Origin of the sequence: Bacillus sp. DU-106 (genome assembly GCF_004799705.1) — a bacterium.
Taxonomy (GTDB): Bacteria; Bacillota; Bacilli; order Bacillales; family Bacillaceae_G; genus Bacillus_A; species Bacillus_A cereus.
This window is the reverse complement of the sequence record NZ_CP026607.1, coordinates 4,947,500-4,965,627: the sequence shown is the minus strand read 5'-3', so window position 1 is coordinate 4,965,627 and position 18,128 is coordinate 4,947,500. Positions and strand designations below refer to the sequence as shown.

The following is an 18,128-nucleotide window of genomic DNA, read 5'->3' as shown; positions in this document are numbered from 1 at the left end:
TGTTACTGAATAGTTCAGAATTACAGTAGTTCTATTATAGTATGTATTATAAAATTTATAAAACATTATAACTGTATAATTTTAATATCTACGTTTATCAATGTTTAAATATTAGCTAATCAAATCTATTCCTATTATATATGTAAATACAGTTGTTTTGCTACTGTAAATGAATAAATAAAATAAGCCAAGACATAAAATTCTTGGCTACACATAAATCTTGTTTTTAGGCTATTTTACAGTGACAGTAGCTTGTTGCTGAACGCGCTCAAATAACCAGTGTATATCATTGTTATACATACGAATACAACCAAGTGTTGTCCATTTGCCGATTGCTTGATTATTGTTAGTTCCGTGAATCGCATAAGTTGTTCCGTAAGTTCCTGCCATATTTAATCCGAGCCAACGGTCACCAAGTGGATTACGTGGATCGCCGCCTTTAATTTTGCCTGTATAATAAGGGCGATTTTTAATTTTATTTACGATTTGAAAAGTGCCTTTAGGTGTAGGTGTTGCAGCTTTTCCAGTAGCGACAGTAAAACTTTTTATAAATTTTCCATCCTGATAATAATCCATTTTATTTAACTGAGTGTCTACGATTAATTGATCTTTCGTTGTAGCTGCCTCTGCGCTAGAGAATGGAAGAGTTAAAAATCCTAATGATAATAGTGCGCTTAATAATAATTTTTTCATTGTTATTCTCCTTTTACTATCGTAAGAGTCTTACATACAATGAAGTTGTAATCCTCGTAATGCTTTATTTACATTTTCATCTAATGTTTCAAAGAATGTAGTGATTTTGCTGTTGTGTTTGTTGTTGTTATCAATAAGTAATCTTTCATTTAATAAAAGCTCACCACGTAGTCCAAAACTTTGAACTTGAATATTTAGCTCATCTTCATTTTCAGAGATGATTGGTAAGAAATAATGAAAAGCTTTTGTTGGAATGATGTAGCTTTTGCCAATCATGCTTTCTTGATTTGAATTAATCCATTTTTTCGTGACAATTTTAATATTCTTTTTTGAAACGATAAAAGATAGTGTTGTAGATTTTGTTAAACTTACGTCAAATTCACTTGTTTCACATATTTGTAAATTAAAAACGGTTTCATTTTGATGAGATTCAACATTTGTATTAATAAAATCGTGCATTTTATATGCTTCCATTTCGTATTCACCCTTTTTTCAATTTCGAAAAACGACTTATATTTATTCAAATTAATGCTTAGTCATATATTGGTTAAATTTTTCAACAAATTCCGATATAATCTTACAATACATATATGAAGCTAATATGAAGTTAGTATGAGTTTGTGATGGTTTTTTATTGAGAACAAAATAAGAGAGGTTTTTAGTGCTAAAAAATGGATAAAATCTGCATGTTATTAATGCGCCTTTTCGCTATTTCGACTTGAAAAATGATTTTTACTATTTAATAAAGAACGAAAATCACTAGTGTGACCCTTACAAAAATGTAATAAAAATGTAAGCTATTGTGATAGTTATTTCGACAATTTTTTTATACAATAATAGTAAGAAGTTGTACGTGATTGAAAGGAGAGATGACATGGAATGGATTCATGAATTATTTCAGCAATACGGGTACTATGTTGTACTTGTCGGCTTGCTGTTAGAATATATTGCACTTCCGTTTCCGGGAGAGCCAACGTTAGCATATGCGGGATTTTTAGCACATAAGGGTGATTTAAGTTTACCGATTTTAATTATTCTATCCTTTATTGGGACAAGTGTAGGAATGACGATTCAATACTTTTTAGGAAATAAATTAGGTATGCCTTTCATTCAAAAGTATGGGAAATACGTATTTTTAACGCAAAGAAAAATTGACTTAACGAGAATGTGGTTTGATAAGTATGGGTACTTCTTAATTTTTATTGGTTTCTTTATTCCTGGTGTACGTCATTTCACAGGATACTTTGCAGGAATTATTAATTTACCATTCCGTCGTTTTGCCATTACAATTTATTCAGGTGCTCTATTTTGGGTATCATTCTTCTTAATCGGTGGTTACTGGTTAGGTGGAAACTTACATGATATCTTTGGAGTGCTAGAAGGTCATATCGGTAAAATCATTTTTGGAGTTATTGTGATTGTAGCGGTTACGTTAGGTATTCGTTTCCGTAAGCAGTTAAAACGAGTATTACTACAAAACGCAAGTTAATATGAAATCCATTCTATGTCAGAATTTAGGAAGTCAGTGCAAAAGCACTGACTTTTTTATTTTTAAGACTATGTTTAATGCACATTTTACATTCTTTATAGGAATTTGATACAGGATAAGAAATAAGTATCTTGTCAATTATTATAGTCGTAATGACAATTATAATTGACAAAGATAAGGATATTATTTACAATTTTAATTAAATAAATGAAAAAGAGGGAAGACATGAAGCTTCAAAATCGAGTGAGGGAATTGCGAGCAAAGCATCGTTTATCACAAGGGGATTTAGGGAAAGCGATTGGATCATCACGGCAAACGATTAGTTTAATTGAGCGCGGGGATTATGCACCATCTATCGTATTGTCGTTAAAAATCGCACAAATTTTCAATGTACCGGTGGAGGAAATATTTACGTTAGTAGAGGGGGAAGAGGACGATGAAGAGTAAGAGTAAGCGAAAAAAACAATTTGATTCTGTGGGGAAAATAGCATTAAGTATGATGGGTGGCTTTTTAACGTCTTATATAGCTTTAAATTTACTCTCGGATGAACCGAGAAAATTATCATCCAATACATTTATAGGTATATGTACTATTTTTGGAATCTTAATGATGTACTATACTTGGAAGAATACACGTATGTTAGCAGAGGCACGCGATGAAGAAGAGAGCGTACAAGGCAGAAAATTAGGCATTATAAGTATATATTTACGTGTAGGCGATATAGTTACGCAGGCATGGTTTGTATATGCAGTTATTACATGTAGACGTGCACTGTTGCAGGATACAAATGTTTCATTTGCGGTGTGGAATTTAGTAGCTTCTATTGTTTGTTTAACTACTGTAGTAATTATCGGACTTATAACAAAAAATCGTTATAATAAGCTATATCCTGAACAAGGTGTAACGTATATGGAATCTATGAAAATGTGGACGAAAAACGCAGATGAAGGATTAAAGCACATTGTGCATGAGGCTGGATATAAAGCGTATGAATTTACGAATACAATATTGGCATATGTATGGTGGGCTGCCGTTATATATACAGCTGCTAGTGATATCGATTTTGTATTAATTGGCTTAATCTCATTTATTTGGATATTGCATCTCGGGAAGTTCATGTACGAAATGCAAAGAAAAATGATTTATTAAGGGGAGAAAAAGGTGGATATTTTAAGAAGGCCAGCTGGCTCAATGACAGTGGCGCTAATTCTGTCCATTTTATACGGAGTAATCCGAACTGGGAAATTAGAAGTAATTTTGAACTTATGGGCAATAGTTGGAATTTCATTGTTAGTGTTAGCCATTCATGAGCTAGGACATGTAGTATTTGGTGTAATAGGTGGTTTGACATTTAAATTTATGACAGTAGGACCCATTACTATTCAAAAAGAAAAGGGAAAATTACGCATTCGAGAAAATAAATTGTGGGCGTACTTTGGAGGCGTTGCAACACTAGTACCACCTTCTATAGAGACACCGAATCTTTCGAAAAAGTGGGCGTGGCTCACTTTAGGTGGACCGATTACGAGTTTACTATTTGGTATTACTTCCGGTTACATATATATGGTGAGTTATTATCAATATCTTTTATATTTTTCCTTTTTCCATTTTGCAATCTTTGCGGTTACAATTGTGCCGATAAAAGGAATGCTTATGAGTGATGGGATGCAATTTCTTATTTTAATTAAAGATGATGAAAGAGCTAGAAATCACTTATATGAGATTCAAATATCGAGTGAGTTATTTAGTTATAAAAGACCGAAAGATTGGGATGAAAGGTTAGTAGAATTGAGTGAGGAGAAAATAAAAGAGAATAAAGGGATAAGAGAGATAATGAGTAGACTTATGCTCGTCTTTTTTGCTCGTGCAGATCAAGAGGGAATGGAAAGAGCGATACCGTATATAGAACGAATTGTTCAACTACCTGTAACGAAAGAAAATAAGTTTTTCGTTAGTAGTTTTCATAGTTGGTACCTTTTATATAAAGCCCTTTATCAGATGGATAGTCTTTCTTTGCAAGAAGCAAAGGAACATGCAAAGGCTATTACAAAAATGGACCTAAGTGGATATTACCGTACACAAGGAATTATTAGATATGTAGAAGGTAATATGGAAGCGTCCCGTACTTATATGAAGAAAGCCGATCAAGAATTAAAGAGCGCCGAGAAGAGTGAGATGGGATATTTACAAGTAGAAAGAGAATGGTTTGAGCAGCTGAAAGAGAGGGTATCTTACGATGGGTGAGGTATCCTCTTTTTTCTATGTCATCTTATGCCGTTCCATAAACAGCCTAGGACGAGTAAAATGAGATAAGAAGAGCAAAGGTTGGAGGAATTCTAGATGGAAATTTTAACGATTATTTTAATCGTCTTGCTCATTTATGCTGTTTTTAAAGTGGCGTATGTAGCATTAAAGATACTCGCGATCTTATTAATTATCTTTTTAATCGTAGAGTTCGGCAGTAAATTGCTTGGTGGATAGGGTATGTTGTACGTTTTGAGTGTCGAAGGTTGTCGGTAAATCGATATCTTGTGTCGAAGCGTCGATATAATGAAAAAATCGTTGATATAAGTGGAGAAACGATCGATATATTTGAAAAATCGTTGATATATTTTAGTGAATACGAAGTGGGGTATATGGAAAAGAAGTTGCTGTGAGGGCAACTTCTTTTTATCGTGATGCGGGGTATGCAAACCAACATGAAAAAGCTGGAAGAGTATCTTCCAGCTTAAGAGTTACTTTCAATTTGGCGACCGCTATCTTCTTCATTGTCTTGTAATAGGTTGAATACGTCTGCTAAGCAGAATGCAATGAACCAAGTCCATAGACCGTGGAAGAAAGCTGAGCTTAATTGAAGTGGTAATGTATAGTTTGTCATTGAGTAGGAAATACATCCACCAACGATTCCGATCATTGTTAATAACATTGTTTTTTGAGCATTTTCTGCTGGATTAAAGAGGAAGTAAATGTATCCGCCTAAAATTGAAGCGCTTACAAGTGTTTCGATTCCATTAAAGATGATATTCTCTCCAAGCTGAGTGTTTGTCCAGAAGCAGATTGTTCCGCCGATAATAGCAAACAGGACAGCTATTGTATATCGTATATATTGATTCATATGTTCATCTCCTTATGTAATAAGATGATTTGGAAGTCAAAAAGGTAGGTATAGTATATTGAAGTGAGTTTTAATTGTACGTATCTTTTTATAAAAAGATCATTGAAGAGTAACTAAGATGATCGGTTGTTTAAACCGTTACGTGTATGGTGTCTGAAATATACCCGACTGCTCGTTTCTTTTTGCTTGTAAAATAAGAGAAACTTCCAAGTCTATATACTCTTTTTTTGTGAGTCTGCTTTCATTATAACACATTTATAGACATAATAATAGAATTATCTGATTTTGTAATAAGTGTAAAAAATAAAAAGCGCAAGGAAATACCATTAACGGTGCAGTTTAGTGGAAGAAGGATTTTAATTTATTATAATGAAATATGTAATCAAGGTGAGATCTAAGAATGAGGCTTAAATACTATAAAAAATGTTTTATAGCATGAATGTAAGGGAGGAGAGCTAACTTGGAGTTCACAACAGAAAGATTAATAATTAGACCTTTTAAGAGTACTGATTTACAGGATGTATTTGCTATTTATAATAGTGATGATACATGTAAGTTCCTATTACATAATAAGTGGACTCATGAAGACATGCAGAAAAGATTTAATAAGAAGTTAGCAAATAATGTACTTACTAAAGAAACAATATTAAGTTTGGCAGTTATATACAAAACTAAAGTAGTTGGTGATTTATCCGTATGGTACACAAATATGAAAGACACTGTTGAGATTGGTTATAGTTTTTCAAATGAAGTAGCTGGGAGAGGTTTGGCGACAGAAGCAGTAAGTAGTTTGGTATTGAAATTATTTAATGAATGTAATGTACATCGTATACAGGCTAATCTTGATGCACGTAATACAGCTTCACAAAAATTGTGTGAACGAATAGGTATGAGAAAGGAAGCCCATTTCATACAAGATTTTTGGAATAAAGATGAATGGACAGACAGTATTGTATATGGAATGCTATCCTCCGATTTGTAGTAATAAACTTAGTGATTTTATTATGCTAAAAGGTACGTTAGTTGAATAACAAAGGGCATAACATATTATATATGACTAATATGTTATGCCCTTTAATTTATTAACCTTTTTATATGCGTTTGAAACGGCCGACAATTTCAACTGTTTCAGTAATGTTCATAAATGCTTTGTTATCCACTTGACGGATAATACGTTTCATTTCGCCTAACTCATAGCGAGTCACGACAGTGTAAATCATTTTTTTCTTATGGTTTGTATAGCCGCCGACAGCGTCTACCATTGTCACCCCGCGTATGCCGTGATGTAGTAGTGCGCTTTTTATTTCCTCGCCTTTTTCTGTAATAGTCATTATCGTTAATTTAATATGTTTCGTATGCACAGCGTCGATAACTTTGCTGACTACAAATCGACTAATTAACGTATAAAGTGTAATATCCCATCCGAAAATAAAACCTGCTGCTACAAGTAAGATTAAGTTGAATACAAATATGATTGCTCCAATTGAAACATCTCGATATTTCGCTACAATCAATCCAACAACATCAAAACCACCTGTTGAAGAAGCAAATCGGAATATAATTCCTGAAGCTGCTCCGCAGATAACACCACCGAATACAGAAGAAAGTAAAATATCGTCTGAAACTTGGTGTACCGGGATAATGTTCATCGCTAACGATGACACAGCTACAAAGTAAGCTGTTAAAAAGGTTGTCTTCTTGCCTAAGTAAAAGTGACTTAAAATAAGAAGAGGAATGTTTAGTAAAAAGATAAGTGCACCGATATTGTAGTGCATTAAATAACCGATAATCATCCCTACACCAGCGAATCCACCGCTAATCATATTATGCGGGATAAAAAACATATTCATAGAAATTGCATACAAAATAGAAGCTATAAAAATAACAACCAACTGTATCATAAATTCTAAGTGAAATGTTTTAGCTGCTGGGAAGGATAAAAAGGCGGTGTCGGGAACGTAATCGGCGTCTCCTAGTTGACCCATAGTATGTTTCATCTCCATATTCATTTTTGATTACAAGAAGAGAATAAAGGTTTTTTCAAAAACTGGCAATAGTTTTATTATAATGCAAAAATTTTATAAATTTCTAATAAATCAAGCCTATTCATTGATGTGTGTGAATATGCTAAAGAAAGCGAATACAACGTTTCTTAATTATTGTTTTCTTGAGAAAATATGCAAAATACTTTTTTTGAAAATAAAAGGAAATAGAGAATATTTGCCCGATGTGCTAAAATGACCTTATTAAGGATGTGAAGCGATGGAATTTTTATTGCAGGATGCAATTCTATATATATCGTTTGTAACGACGGCACTTTGTTTATTAGAAGTTTTCTTCCTTGCTAATGTTTCTCGCTTTGTGCGTCAACAAGCATCAAGCGGTAGACAAAGAGCTTTTGCGTTAGTTGATACATGTGAAGATAGTGCGGGAAATGTACCGCTATTTTCTATTTTTTATAAATATGGAATGATTCGTTCTGTACGTAGACAAGAATCAAGTGAAGAGAATGACGAGGTCGGTCCGTATACGCCAATGTTTCGCTAAATAATTACGAAACATTGGAGGAATGAACATGTTAAAATCATACCGAGCTGTGCTCGTTAGTTTATCATTATTATTTGTTTTTGTTTTATCTGGTTGCAGTAATGCAGCCCCAATTGATGCACATAGTACGGGAATTTGGGATCATTATTTTGTATATCCAATCTCGTTTATGATTCAATTTGTTGCTCATCATATACCTGGAGCTAGCTTTGGGATTGCTATCATTATTATGACGCTCGTTATTCGTTCAGCAATGATTCCATTAGCTGTTTCGCAATATCGCAGCCAAGCGAAAATGAAGAAAATGCAACCTGAATTGCAGAAGCTAAAGAAAAAGTACGGTGATGTAAGCAAAGACCTTGAAAAACAAAAGCAGTATCAAAAAGAAATGTCAGAACTAATGAAATCAGGCGGTTGGAATCCACTTGCTGGTTGCTGGCCAATTTTTATACAAATGCCGATTTTCTCTGCTTTGTATTATGCGATTAGCAGAACTGAAGAGATTCGCACATCTTCGTTTTTATGGGTGAACCTAGGACATGCAGATCCATATCATATATTACCGATTATTGCAGCGTTAACGACATTTATTCAGATGAAAGTTTTCCAATCGAATATTACACCTGGAGAACAAGTACAGATGCTAAAGATGCAGCAAATTATGATGCCGGCAATGATTCTATTTATGGGGTTTGCGGCGCCATCAGGACTTGTGTTGTACTGGATAACAGGTAACTTATTTACAATGACACAAACAATTGTATTAAGAAAAATAATGGAACGTGAAGAGTTACAATTACAAAAAGCATAGAGAAACACCGCTCATTACGAGCGGTGTTTTTTTGTTAAATCGTTAAGGAAATGTTAAGAAACCGACATTACTATAGGCATTGTATACGAAAGTGTACATGCATTAGAAATATGAAGGAGGAAATTTCCTATGAAGAAGAAAACAGTTGGTTATTTAGCGATTGCAGGTGCTTTATCATTCGGAATCATTGGAGGAGTCGGCATTCCGGCATTCGCGGCAACGAATACTCCAGCAGTGGATCAGCCTGCAAAAACGGCGAAAAAGGATTTGGATGACGCTACAAAACAAAAAGTAAAAACAATTATGGACGATACAAAGAAACAGTTAGAGGAACTAGGTGTAAAGCTTCCAGAGAAAGAGAAGCGTAAAGACATGTTTGCAGGATTAGATGAACAGGCGAAAGAAAAAGCGAAGTCCATTTTAGAGCAAGAGAAGTCTGGTAAATTAACACGAGAACAGGCAAAAGAAGAATTAACAAAATTAGGCGTGAAGTTCCCGGAAAAGGGTAAGCACAAAGAAATGTTTGCGGGATTAGATGAACAGGCGAAAGAAAAAGCGAAGTCAATTTTAGAGCAAGAGAAATCTGGAAAATTAACGCATGAGCAAGCAAAAGAGGAATTAACAAAGCTAGGCGTGAAAATGCCGGAGAAAGGTAAACATGGAGACATGTTTGCTAACTTAGATGAACAGACAAAAGAGAAAGCGAAGTCAATTTTAGAGCAAAAGAAATCCGGAAAATTAACGCATGAGCAAGCAAAAGAAGAATTAACAAAATTAGGTGTGAAACTTCCAGAGAAAGAGAAGCATGAAGACATCTTTGCTGGATTAGATGAAGCAACAAAAACAAAAGCAAAAGCGATTTTAGACAACGAAAAGAAACAATTAGAGGCATTGAATGTTGATTTACCGCACCATAAGTTTTTTATGAAAAAAGAAGATAAATAATTGATTTATGTATCTTTCGTGTGGGCAACCGGAAGGTACGTGCGAGGACCGATTTCTGTCAGCAGAAATCGGTCCCTTTTAATGATTCAATAAAATTCTTTTCATTGTTAGTATGTATCCGAAGATGCAGTAGAAGATTGCAAAACCGATAAACACTTCCGTATATTGATATTTACCCAATACGTAGAAGGAAACAGCTGGTATAATAGCTACCGCTAAAATGCTATAACCAGGATACTTGTGCCGATGCATGATAGCGAATAGAATAGAGAGAAACGTAGCAATGATACAAAAGACAGCAATCATTATTAGTACACCTCCTAAATGGATTATACCATTTTTAGGGAATTAGAGAAGTTTTGTATGTTCTGTTATAATATAAGAAGAGAAATATTTCCTATGTTATATAAAAAAATATATTGATTTTTTCTAACAATTCAATATAATGAACAATAACTACAAAATTCGACATCAAGAAGTGATGATGAGGACATGATCAATTTTTTACGATTTTCAGAGAGGGAAGCCTTTGGCTGTGAGCTTCCTAATACGGAAAAATGGATTACCACCTCTGAACTGCAGCAGTGAACGAGCATCTAGTAATTGCTTGCCGGCAAAAACCGTTATTTAGACTTGAGAAATTGGTGAAGTGTGTTACTTTACGAATTGAAACAAGGGTGGAACCACGAATACAACACTCGTCCCTTTTTTAGGGAGGAGTGTTTTTTTATTTCATTTTTGCATCACACTAGGATTGGAAGGAGGATACGCAGCATGCATCATGATGAGAAGAACAAAATTGGTTTAACAGTAGCACTTTCTATCGTAGTAGGAACGATTATTGGATCTGGTGTGTTTATGAAACCAGGGAGCGTATTAGATTACTCGGGGAGTTCTAATATGGCCATTCTTGCTTGGGTAATTGGTGGTCTGTTGACGCTAGCAAGTGGTTTAACAGTAGCTGAAATTGGAGCGCAAATCCCGAAAAATGGTGGGTTGTATACGTATTTAGAGGAGATTTACGGAAGTTTTTGGGGATATTTATCAGGTTGGATGCAAACAATTGTTTATGGACCTGCTATTATCGGAACATTAGGTTTATACTTTAGTTCTTTAATGATTAATTTTTTCTATTTAGATAAAGTGTGGAATTTACCAATCGCAATTGGAACGGTTGTGTTCCTTGGCGTTGTAAATAGTATGGGAACAAAATACGGAGGTATCGTTCAAACAATCACGACAATTGGGAAGATGATTCCGATTGTGTTAATTGTTGTGCTAGGTTTCTGGAAAGGGAATAGCGATATCTTTAACGTAGTTGTGCCGATATCGGAAAATCAAAGTATCGGTATGGCAATTTTAGCAACGTTATTTGCTTATGACGGCTGGATTTTACTTGCTTCGATTGGTGGAGAAATGAAGAATCCAACAAAGTTATTACCGAAAGCAATGACAGTAGGGATTTTAATCGTAACGGCTGCTTACGTATTAATTAACTTGGCGTTATTAAATGTATTACCAGCAGCGAAAATTGTAGACCTTGGAGAAAATGCAACAGCGACAGCTGCAGGCATGTTACTTGGAGAATATGGTGGGAAAATTATTAGTATCGGTATTATCGTTTCTATTTTCGGTTGTTTAAATGGAAAGATTTTAACATTCCCACGTATTCCAATGTCTATGGCAGAGCGTGGACAACTTCCATTTTCTAAGTTTATTGCAAAGGAAAGTCCGAGATTTAAAACACCAGCAAATGCGATTACTGTTGAAATCATTTTAGGAATTATTTTAATGATTATTAGTGATCCAAATAAGCTATCTGAGATTTCCGTATTCATTATTTATATTTTCTACGTAATGACGTTTATTGGTGTCTTCATCTTAAGAAAACGTAATAAGAATAAAGAGCGTGCATATAGTGTACCGTTATTCCCAATCGTACCAATCGTAGCGATTTTAGGTTCGTTCTTTGTAATCGGTAGTGCGATTATTAACGATCCAGTAAGTTGTTTCTTATCAATTGGAATTGTCTTTACTGGACTGCCGGTGTATTGGTATTTAAATAAGAAGAAAGAAACAGAATGATGGAAGGGTAGGCGTATAATACGCCTACCTTTTTTACTGTAAAAAAATTATACTTGCGTCCACTTTCTATTTTGGTTACTATAATCGTAGTAACCAAAATAGAAAGCGTGGGGAAAGACTTGAATTTTCGTGTTTATATTTTAGCTATCGCGGCTTTCGTAGTCGGAACGGTTGAGTTAATTATAGGAGGAACGCTCGATTTAGTTGCCAATGATTTAGGAGTATCTATTAGCGCAGCTGGTCAGCTTATAACAATATTTTCGGTAGTATTTGCTTTGTCAGGTCCAGTTTTATTAGCTGTGACAGGGAAGTTTGAAAGAAAAACATTGTATGTTGGAGCATTATCGATTTTCTTAATCGGAAATATTATTTCCGCGTTTAGTGTGAATTACGGAATGCTAATGTTCTCAAGGGTTATTTGTGCGGCGAGTGGTTCATTAATTATTGCACTATCTGTAACACTTGCGTCTAGTGTAGTAGAACCGCATTTTCGTGCGCGTGCAATTGGAATCATTTTTATGGGAATTAGTGGATCACTTGTACTTGGAGTACCGCTCGGTCTTGTACTCGGAAATGCATACGGATGGCGTGCACCATTTGTATTAATTTCTGTGTTAACAGTTATGGCAATAGCTTGTATTTCATTGTTTTTAACGAAAGTACCACCGACATCGGTATTATCAATAAAAGAACAACTTGCTACTTTAAAAGATAAAAAAATTGTAAGTGCACAGTTAACATCATTTTTGTTTTTAACGGGGCATTTAACATTGTATGCATATTTAACACCGTTTTTAAAAGATGTCATGCATGTTGATGCAAACTGGATTAGTGTGTTTTACTTTATTTTCGGAATCGCAGCAGTAATCGGCGGCGGATTCGGTGGCTGGCTTGCTGATAAATGGGGATCGAAGAAAAGTATTATTTCTATCATTATCGTATTTGCGTGTGCAATCTTCATACTGCCATTAATGACATTCTCATTCCCGCTCTTCATCATTATGATGGGACTTTGGAGTATGCTGAGCTGGGCGATTTCACCAGCACAGCAAAATTATTTAATTGAAATTGCACCGGAATCAGCTGGTATTCAGCAAGGTTTAAATAACTCTGCGCTTCATTTAGGAATTGCACTTGGTTCAACAGTAGGCGGAGTTGTTATTGAAAAATCATCTGTTATATATAATGCTTGGGTAGGCGGTGGCTTTATTATATTAGCACTGCTTTGCGCGATTTTCTCGATTATGAGAGGACGCTCTACTCAGTTCGTGAAAGAAGAATCTATCGTTTGATAGGTTCTTTTTTATTTGTAAAAAATTGCAGGTTTTAGTAGGTAAATGGAGAAAAGGGTATATAGCGAGGTGAGGTATATGTATACGAATTTTTCAATTATTGGTCTTCTAATTTCAATGCTTCCGTTGTTTCTTATTATTCTTGCACTTAGATGGGTTCGTTTCATCTATCAAAATTCAGAGAAGCAAGTAGAGCAAAATGAAAAAATCATTGAGCTGTTGATAGAGATAAAGGAACAAAACGAAAAGGAGTCTAAGTGAAAAATTAGACTCCTTTTTATTATTTAATTAGTACCTCAATTTCATCAACAAACTCTTAATTTCCTCATCTTCCATAAAGAGATCGTGGTGCTTCTGGGTGATCTTTGCAAGTGCAACGTCGTGATAGAAAAATTCTGTAAAGAACTTTACGAAAGGTTGTGACATTGTTTTCATCGCTTGCCATGACTCTTGTTCTACGCCAGCAAATAAAATTTCACGATCGTCAACGATAAGTAGCAAGTAGCGCTCTAATGCATTAGGTTCTTCAGCTGGGATTAGAAAATGCATGTTTTCTAAGTCTGTTTCTACTTCTCCAACAATAAGAGATTCAATTTGAACACCTTGTTTTGCTTTTTGTTCTAGTAAAGGGAGATATTCTAAAAGAGTATCATTCCAAGCTGAAATACGGATTGATTCTTGTGCACTTTCAATGAGTTCTTTACTTTGAACTCGAATAGAAGATTGCATTTTTAAGCTCCACACACGGTCATCTGTAAATGATTTTTTTGATATGTTTGTTTCTAGTTCTTTAATATTTGATTGGAATTCTGTCGTTAATTTTTCAATTGCTAGTTTTAGTGGTAATGCTGTATACAATTTTTTCTTTTCTGAAACAGAATCCATTACCATTCCTTTATCGATTAGGCGTGCTAGTACTTCATATATTTTTGCTTTTGGAACACCTGAATGCTTCACAATTGTTGTAGCATCTAATGGTTCATTGCTTGATACGACAACTTCATAAGCTTGGCTTTCATATTGTGAGAAACCGAATTTTTGTAACATAGTTCCCTCCGAACGAATGAGATTATATTTTAAGGATAATGAACTATTTGTTTTTGCACAAGTGGTAGTCCGTTTTCTAATTGTATTAAGGTGAGAATTAATTTCAATTTTTTAATTTTATCTATTATACTTAATATAATGATTAATAAGATTTTAATTTAATGCGAAGGGGATGCTTTGGGGGAAATGTTAAGAAGTTTACGTTTAAAAATTGCGGTAGTGTTTTCAGTTCTTATTTCTATGATGTTCGTAATATTGGGTACAGCTGTGTATCAATTACAGAAAGAAAAGGAAGTGCGTTCCTTAGACGAGTATTCTCAAAATGCGATGGATCTTGTGACAGAGCAACTTACGACATTTGTTCAAAGAACGGATGAAGATATGGGGTATTACGCGAACAGTGAGATGATTCGTAATATACTTCAAGGTGGGGTTACTCCAGAAGAGGAAGCGTTTTTAACGAAAGAGTTTGCGGAGTATAAAAAGAATCATCCTGGTATTTTAGATTTATATATTGGTACGAAAGATAAAAAAACATTAAGTGCCAATCTTGCTGAAGGTGGGCAAGTGCCAGAAGGATATGATCCAACGACAAGACCATGGTATAAAGATTCAGAGGCTGATGTAAAAAAGGTCCATTGGGGACAACCTTCTTATGAAATTGCAACAGGAAAGTTAAGTGTAGGTGTTTCTAAAGCAATTACAGCTCAAGATGGATCTGTATTAGGCGTTGTTGCGATGGATGTATCGCTTGGGACGATTCAGAAGTTGCTTCACAATATTCAATACAATAATGACGGAGAAATGTTTATTATAAATGATAAAAATATGGCTCTTGTTTATCCAGAAAAGATAGGGAAAGATGTTTCTAAAGAGCCGCTTATAAAGAGCTTAAATAAAGAGGGAACAAAATATGCGGTCACTACAATAAAAGGTGAAGATGTAGTTGTTTACAGTCAATCATTTGATACGATGAAATGGACGATAGGAATCTTTTATCCGAAAGAAACGATCGATGGGCTATTAAATAGTACGAGAAATACAGTTATTATAATGGCATGTATTAGTTTATTAGTTGGAATCGTAGCTTCCTACTTGTTCTCAAGAAGATTAGCAAGACCACTGCAACTATTAAAGAATCACGTGCAAAAAGTAGCAGAAGGCGATTTAACGCTGCGAATGAAAGTGACAAGTAAAGATGAAGTTGGAGAGTTGACGAAGCACTTTAATGATATGGTTGAACAAATGAATGAAATGGTAAGTAAAATTAAAAACAGCGTATCAACGGTGCAACAATCAACGAATAGTTTACATTATTTAACGAACGAAACAGTAGCGGCTAGTAGAGAAGTTTCAGGAGCGATGGATGATGTGAGCGGAGGAGCTTCTACTCTTGCGAATAGTGTGGATGAAGTTTCAGCTCAGCTCGAGAATATGGCGGAGTCAGTAGAACAAATGAATAGCTCCGTTGGTGAAATAAAAGGAGTGGCTGGCAAAGCGGAAGAGGCATCTAAGCAAGGATTAAATACAATGAGGAATTTAATCCGTACGAGGGGACAATCATCTTCGATTGTTGTTCATACAGAAGAAGCATCGGATAAGTTAGAACAAAGAGTTGGATCGATTCAAAATGTTGTTGAGCTTATAAAAGGTATTTCGGATCAAACAAATTTACTTGCTTTAAATGCATCGATTGAAGCTGCCCGTGCAGGTGAGCAAGGTAAGGGATTTGCGGTTGTTGCTGAAGAGGTTCGGAAATTAGCGGAACAATCAAAAGAGGCAACCGGAGAAATTACAATGATGATTGGTGATGTACAATTAGAAGTAAAAAGGGTTGTAGAAGTTGTAAGTAAATTGAAAGACATTGCAGATGTGCAAAATAAAGTGACGACAGAGGCGGAAATGGAGTTCCGTACAATTATGTCAGTTGTAAATACGATTAGTACTTCAGTTGAAAAAATTGTAGAAGAGGTACATAACATAGGTTATGAGCAAGGGGAAATTACAGCGGTAATGCATACAATTGCTGGTACGAGTCAAGAAAGTGCAGCTGTTTCTGAAGAGGTACATGCTGCAACGGAATCACAGGTGAATCATTTAGAAAAGGTAGCTCACACGATGGAAAGTTTGACAGAACATATGAGAGATTTAGAAAGATTAGTCGAGCAGTTTAAAGTGGAAGAGTAACATATTAGTAAAATGATGAGGATTTCGGTAAAATAGACAATGGATATATAAGAAACGATTATAGGAGGAAGACTACTATGGCAATTGTTGATGTATCGATTATTCCAGTAGGAACAGGTAATCCAAGTGTTAGTGAATATGTAGCAGAAGTACAAAAGGTGCTAGAGAAAAATGCGGATCGCGTGAAGTATCAATTAACACCGATGAATACAATTATTGAAGGAGATCTTCCTGTCATTCTAGAAGTAATTCAACAAATGCATGAAGTTCCATATACGAAAGGTGCACAGCGTGTTGCAACAACTATTCGTATTGATGATCGTCGTGATAAAGTAAGCACAATGGAGAAAAAATTAAACTCTGTTCGATCAAAATTATAAGAAAAAGCAGCGATCTTCGCTGCTTTTTTCATATAGGAGGTAAATAAAATGAGTGAAAAGTTTAACGAGCAGTTTGATGGTTTACTGGAGAAATATACTGAGCTGTTACTTGGAGAGAGCAATGAAGAGAGAAAAGAACAGGTACAGAAGTGGGCACTGTATTCTTACATAGCTAAGACGATGCCAGCTTTAGTAAAGCATTGGAATGAAACTTATCCAGATGCGAAAGAAGAGATGGTACAGTTAATTACAGATATTAAAAGGCTGAATGAAGAGAAGCGAAATGAGCAATAAAAAAACTTGAGGTAAATATAATCGCAAGTTTTCTGTATTAATATCCTTATATAATTTACATGGAATATAAAGGATTTTATAGGCATGTCGAATATTTTCGACATGCCTATTTTATACCTATTAAACTCCATTTTTCTAAATGTCGAAAAATATTTCAGGTATATTTATAAGTAGAAATATAGGTTTTTAAATGTTTTTATAGTATTTTATAAATTATCTAAATAATTATTTGTATCCAATAATTTTAAACAATGATATAATTTTGAAGAGGGGTAAAAAACAGATAAATTACAGTCATAGGGGTGAATTACATGGAACAATTAATGCGAAATTCGTTTCTTTTCTTATCTAAAAATAAAGCGCTAACAAAACTGGCTAAAAAGTACGGTTTACGCTTTGGTGCAGGTCGCTTCGTCGCAGGGGAGACGATTGAATTAGCGACAGCTGCCATTCAACAATTAAATAAGCAAGGTCTTTGTGTAACAATCGATTATTTAGGTGAATTCGTTGATAATGAAGCGGAAGCAAATGAAATGGCTAACCAATCGATTGAAGCGATCCGTGCAATTGGAAGAGAAGGTCTTGATTCGCAGCTTTCTTTAAAGATGACTTCTATGGGATTAGATATCTCTGATGAAATCGTAATGAACAATATGCGCCGTATTTTAGAAGCTGCAAAAGAAAATGGTGTGTTCGTTACAATTGATATGGAAGACTATACACGCTGTGGTAAAACAATTGATATCTTTAAACAGTTAAAATCTGAGTACGATAATATTGGTACTGTTATTCAAGCTTACCTATATCGTACAGAAAAAGATATTGAGGATTTAAATGCTTATAAACCTAATTTACGTCTTGTAAAAGGAGCTTATAAAGAACCTGAAGAAGTGGCGTTCCCGGACAAGAAAGATGTAGATGACAATTATAAAAAGATTATTAAAATGCACTTATTAAATGGAAATTATACTGCAATTGCTTCACATGACGAAGCGATTATTGAATATACAAAAAAACTTGCTGAAGAACATAATATTCCAAGGAATCAATTTGAATTCCAAATGTTATATGGTATTCGTAATGAGCGTCAACTTGAGCTAGTAAAAGAAGGTTACAAAATGCGTGTTTACGTACCTTATGGAAACGATTGGTATGGATATTTCATGCGCCGTCTAGCAGAGCGTCCAGCAAACGTTGCGTTCGTATTAAAAGGTATGGTTAAAAAATAACCAAGGAGAAAAT

At 34.7% G+C, this 18,128-nt stretch carries 22 protein-coding genes and 1 other annotated feature; of the genes, 16 read left to right on the top strand and 6 right to left on the bottom strand.

Going from position 1 to position 18,128, the window contains the following annotated elements:
* Positions 1-231: 231 nt before the first annotated feature.
* Both C3Y97_RS25485 and C3Y97_RS25480 read right to left on the bottom strand, forming a co-directional pair.
* Entirely contained in the window at positions 232-693 is a 462-nt protein-coding gene (locus C3Y97_RS25485) for a L,D-transpeptidase (protein ID WP_000735063.1), read from the bottom strand.
* A gap of 30 nt (positions 694-723) precedes the next feature.
* Positions 724-1,167, bottom strand: a complete 444-nt coding sequence (locus C3Y97_RS25480) for a DUF3978 family protein (RefSeq protein WP_000388769.1) — start codon at positions 1,165-1,167, stop codon at positions 724-726.
* A 400-nt stretch (positions 1,168-1,567) separates the two neighbouring features.
* On the opposite strand from C3Y97_RS25480, the gene C3Y97_RS25475 reads away from it, so the two are divergent.
* The 5 genes from C3Y97_RS25475 (at position 1,568) to C3Y97_RS25455 (ending at position 4,664) form a co-directional block, all read left to right on the top strand.
* Complete coding sequence (locus tag C3Y97_RS25475) at positions 1,568-2,182, top strand: DedA family protein (protein WP_000454754.1); 615 nt, start codon at positions 1,568-1,570, stop codon at positions 2,180-2,182.
* A 225-nt stretch (positions 2,183-2,407) separates the two neighbouring features.
* On the top strand, positions 2,408-2,629 hold the full coding sequence (locus tag C3Y97_RS25470; protein WP_000776168.1) for a helix-turn-helix transcriptional regulator: 222 nt from the start codon (positions 2,408-2,410) through the stop codon (positions 2,627-2,629).
* A complete protein-coding gene (locus C3Y97_RS25465) occupies positions 2,619-3,332 on the top strand; it encodes a DUF3169 family protein (protein WP_000837753.1) in 714 nt (237 codons plus the stop codon). The genes C3Y97_RS25470 and C3Y97_RS25465 overlap by 11 nt, the downstream gene beginning before the upstream one ends.
* Positions 3,333-3,374: 42 nt before the next feature.
* Positions 3,375-4,427, top strand: a complete 1,053-nt coding sequence (locus C3Y97_RS25460) for a zinc metalloprotease (RefSeq protein ID WP_002182986.1) — start codon at positions 3,375-3,377, stop codon at positions 4,425-4,427.
* Between the two features lie 96 nt (positions 4,428-4,523).
* Entirely contained in the window at positions 4,524-4,664 is a 141-nt protein-coding gene (locus C3Y97_RS25455; protein ID WP_000404782.1) for a DUF3985 family protein, read from the top strand.
* A gap of 247 nt (positions 4,665-4,911) precedes the next feature.
* On the opposite strand, the gene C3Y97_RS25445 is transcribed toward C3Y97_RS25455, so the two are convergent.
* Positions 4,912-5,298 carry a DUF3938 domain-containing protein gene (locus tag C3Y97_RS25445; RefSeq protein ID WP_001077771.1) on the bottom strand — a complete coding sequence of 129 codons (387 nt, stop codon included), beginning with the start codon at positions 5,296-5,298 and terminating at the stop codon, positions 4,912-4,914.
* Positions 5,299-5,758: 460 nt separating this feature from the next.
* Here C3Y97_RS25445 and C3Y97_RS25440 point away from each other — a divergent pair, with 460 nt between their 5' ends.
* A complete protein-coding gene (locus C3Y97_RS25440) occupies positions 5,759-6,280 on the top strand; it encodes a GNAT family N-acetyltransferase (RefSeq protein ID WP_000397307.1) in 522 nt (173 codons plus the stop codon).
* A 109-nt stretch (positions 6,281-6,389) separates the two neighbouring features.
* Here the strand turns inward: C3Y97_RS25440 and C3Y97_RS25435 are convergent, their stop codons facing one another.
* On the bottom strand, positions 6,390-7,283 hold the full coding sequence (locus C3Y97_RS25435; protein WP_000530044.1) for a YitT family protein: 894 nt from the start codon (positions 7,281-7,283) through the stop codon (positions 6,390-6,392).
* Between the two features lie 277 nt (positions 7,284-7,560).
* Between C3Y97_RS25435 and C3Y97_RS25430 the strand changes: the two genes are divergently transcribed.
* The 3 genes from C3Y97_RS25430 (at position 7,561) to C3Y97_RS25420 (ending at position 9,601) form a co-directional block, all read left to right on the top strand.
* Positions 7,561-7,845 carry a hypothetical protein gene (locus tag C3Y97_RS25430; protein ID WP_000394930.1) on the top strand — a complete coding sequence of 95 codons (285 nt, stop codon included), beginning with the start codon at positions 7,561-7,563 and terminating at the stop codon, positions 7,843-7,845.
* A 28-nt stretch (positions 7,846-7,873) separates the two neighbouring features.
* Positions 7,874-8,656, top strand: coding sequence for a membrane protein insertase YidC (gene yidC, locus C3Y97_RS25425; RefSeq protein ID WP_000920522.1), 783 nt, complete (start codon positions 7,874-7,876; stop codon positions 8,654-8,656).
* Positions 8,657-8,785: 129 nt separating this feature from the next.
* The gene (locus C3Y97_RS25420) at positions 8,786-9,601 is read left to right on the top strand and encodes a hypothetical protein (protein ID WP_000730850.1); all 816 of its coding nucleotides are present in this window, start codon (positions 8,786-8,788) and stop codon (positions 9,599-9,601) included.
* A 78-nt stretch (positions 9,602-9,679) separates the two neighbouring features.
* On the opposite strand, the gene C3Y97_RS25415 is transcribed toward C3Y97_RS25420, so the two are convergent.
* Positions 9,680-9,907: a hypothetical protein gene (locus C3Y97_RS25415; protein WP_000562231.1), complete on the bottom strand. Its 228-nt coding sequence runs from the start codon at positions 9,905-9,907 to the stop codon at positions 9,680-9,682.
* Positions 9,908-10,073: 166 nt separating this feature from the next.
* Positions 10,074-10,310 (top strand) — a binding site (T-box leader).
* Between the two features lie 65 nt (positions 10,311-10,375).
* On the opposite strand from C3Y97_RS25415, the gene C3Y97_RS25410 reads away from it, so the two are divergent.
* The 3 genes from C3Y97_RS25410 to C3Y97_RS25400 all read left to right on the top strand — a co-directional run bounded on the left by C3Y97_RS25410 (position 10,376) and on the right by C3Y97_RS25400 (position 13,239).
* On the top strand, positions 10,376-11,686 hold the full coding sequence (locus C3Y97_RS25410) for an APC family permease (RefSeq protein ID WP_000546311.1): 1,311 nt from the start codon (positions 10,376-10,378) through the stop codon (positions 11,684-11,686).
* Between the two features lie 107 nt (positions 11,687-11,793).
* A complete protein-coding gene (locus C3Y97_RS25405) occupies positions 11,794-12,978 on the top strand; it encodes an MFS transporter (protein WP_121868607.1) in 1,185 nt (394 codons plus the stop codon).
* A 78-nt stretch (positions 12,979-13,056) separates the two neighbouring features.
* Complete coding sequence (locus tag C3Y97_RS25400) at positions 13,057-13,239, top strand: hypothetical protein (RefSeq protein WP_006918814.1); 183 nt, start codon at positions 13,057-13,059, stop codon at positions 13,237-13,239.
* A 27-nt stretch (positions 13,240-13,266) separates the two neighbouring features.
* Here C3Y97_RS25400 and C3Y97_RS25395 read toward each other — a convergent pair whose 3' ends face one another.
* Entirely contained in the window at positions 13,267-14,025 is a 759-nt protein-coding gene (locus C3Y97_RS25395) for a TrmB family transcriptional regulator (RefSeq protein WP_000939481.1), read from the bottom strand.
* Between the two features lie 186 nt (positions 14,026-14,211).
* Between C3Y97_RS25395 and C3Y97_RS25390 the strand changes: the two genes are divergently transcribed.
* From C3Y97_RS25390 to C3Y97_RS25375, 4 genes are all read left to right on the top strand, one after another.
* The gene (locus tag C3Y97_RS25390) at positions 14,212-16,212 is read left to right on the top strand and encodes a methyl-accepting chemotaxis protein (RefSeq protein ID WP_002204856.1); all 2,001 of its coding nucleotides are present in this window, start codon (positions 14,212-14,214) and stop codon (positions 16,210-16,212) included.
* A gap of 77 nt (positions 16,213-16,289) precedes the next feature.
* Positions 16,290-16,592, top strand: coding sequence for an MTH1187 family thiamine-binding protein (locus C3Y97_RS25385; RefSeq protein WP_001018860.1), 303 nt, complete (start codon positions 16,290-16,292; stop codon positions 16,590-16,592).
* Positions 16,593-16,640: 48 nt separating this feature from the next.
* Positions 16,641-16,886: a YusU family protein gene (locus tag C3Y97_RS25380; RefSeq protein WP_001290594.1), complete on the top strand. Its 246-nt coding sequence runs from the start codon at positions 16,641-16,643 to the stop codon at positions 16,884-16,886.
* Positions 16,887-17,197: 311 nt separating this feature from the next.
* The gene (locus C3Y97_RS25375) at positions 17,198-18,115 is read left to right on the top strand and encodes a proline dehydrogenase family protein (RefSeq protein WP_000436784.1); all 918 of its coding nucleotides are present in this window, start codon (positions 17,198-17,200) and stop codon (positions 18,113-18,115) included.
* The last annotated feature ends 13 nt before the right edge of the window (positions 18,116-18,128 follow it).

Bases quoted from the DNA above. Each gene is read 5' to 3' on its own strand.
- C3Y97_RS25420 (WP_000730850.1), top strand. From the start codon at position 8,786: ATGAAGAAGAAAACAGTTGGTTATTTAGCGATTGCAGGTGCTTTATCA.
- C3Y97_RS25435 (WP_000530044.1), bottom strand. From the start codon at position 7,283: ATGGGTCAACTAGGAGACGCCGATTACGTTCCCGACACCGCCTTTTTA.
- C3Y97_RS25430 (WP_000394930.1), top strand. From the start codon at position 7,561: ATGGAATTTTTATTGCAGGATGCAATTCTATATATATCGTTTGTAACG.
- C3Y97_RS25470 (WP_000776168.1), top strand. From the start codon at position 2,408: ATGAAGCTTCAAAATCGAGTGAGGGAATTGCGAGCAAAGCATCGTTTA.
- C3Y97_RS25400 (WP_006918814.1), top strand. From the start codon at position 13,057: ATGTATACGAATTTTTCAATTATTGGTCTTCTAATTTCAATGCTTCCG.
- C3Y97_RS25395 (WP_000939481.1), bottom strand. From the start codon at position 14,025: ATGTTACAAAAATTCGGTTTCTCACAATATGAAAGCCAAGCTTATGAA.
- C3Y97_RS25480 (WP_000388769.1), bottom strand. From the start codon at position 1,167: ATGGAAGCATATAAAATGCACGATTTTATTAATACAAATGTTGAATCT.
- yidC (WP_000920522.1), top strand. From the start codon at position 7,874: ATGTTAAAATCATACCGAGCTGTGCTCGTTAGTTTATCATTATTATTT.
- C3Y97_RS25485 (WP_000735063.1), bottom strand. From the start codon at position 693: ATGAAAAAATTATTATTAAGCGCACTATTATCATTAGGATTTTTAACT.
- C3Y97_RS25465 (WP_000837753.1), top strand. From the start codon at position 2,619: ATGAAGAGTAAGAGTAAGCGAAAAAAACAATTTGATTCTGTGGGGAAA.
- C3Y97_RS25375 (WP_000436784.1), top strand. From the start codon at position 17,198: ATGGAACAATTAATGCGAAATTCGTTTCTTTTCTTATCTAAAAATAAA.
- C3Y97_RS25385 (WP_001018860.1), top strand. From the start codon at position 16,290: ATGGCAATTGTTGATGTATCGATTATTCCAGTAGGAACAGGTAATCCA.
- C3Y97_RS25380 (WP_001290594.1), top strand. From the start codon at position 16,641: ATGAGTGAAAAGTTTAACGAGCAGTTTGATGGTTTACTGGAGAAATAT.
- C3Y97_RS25445 (WP_001077771.1), bottom strand. From the start codon at position 5,298: ATGAATCAATATATACGATATACAATAGCTGTCCTGTTTGCTATTATC.
- C3Y97_RS25415 (WP_000562231.1), bottom strand. From the start codon at position 9,907: ATGATTGCTGTCTTTTGTATCATTGCTACGTTTCTCTCTATTCTATTC.
- C3Y97_RS25475 (WP_000454754.1), top strand. From the start codon at position 1,568: ATGGAATGGATTCATGAATTATTTCAGCAATACGGGTACTATGTTGTA.
- C3Y97_RS25460 (WP_002182986.1), top strand. From the start codon at position 3,375: ATGACAGTGGCGCTAATTCTGTCCATTTTATACGGAGTAATCCGAACT.
- C3Y97_RS25410 (WP_000546311.1), top strand. From the start codon at position 10,376: ATGCATCATGATGAGAAGAACAAAATTGGTTTAACAGTAGCACTTTCT.
- C3Y97_RS25390 (WP_002204856.1), top strand. From the start codon at position 14,212: ATGTTAAGAAGTTTACGTTTAAAAATTGCGGTAGTGTTTTCAGTTCTT.
- C3Y97_RS25455 (WP_000404782.1), top strand. From the start codon at position 4,524: ATGGAAATTTTAACGATTATTTTAATCGTCTTGCTCATTTATGCTGTT.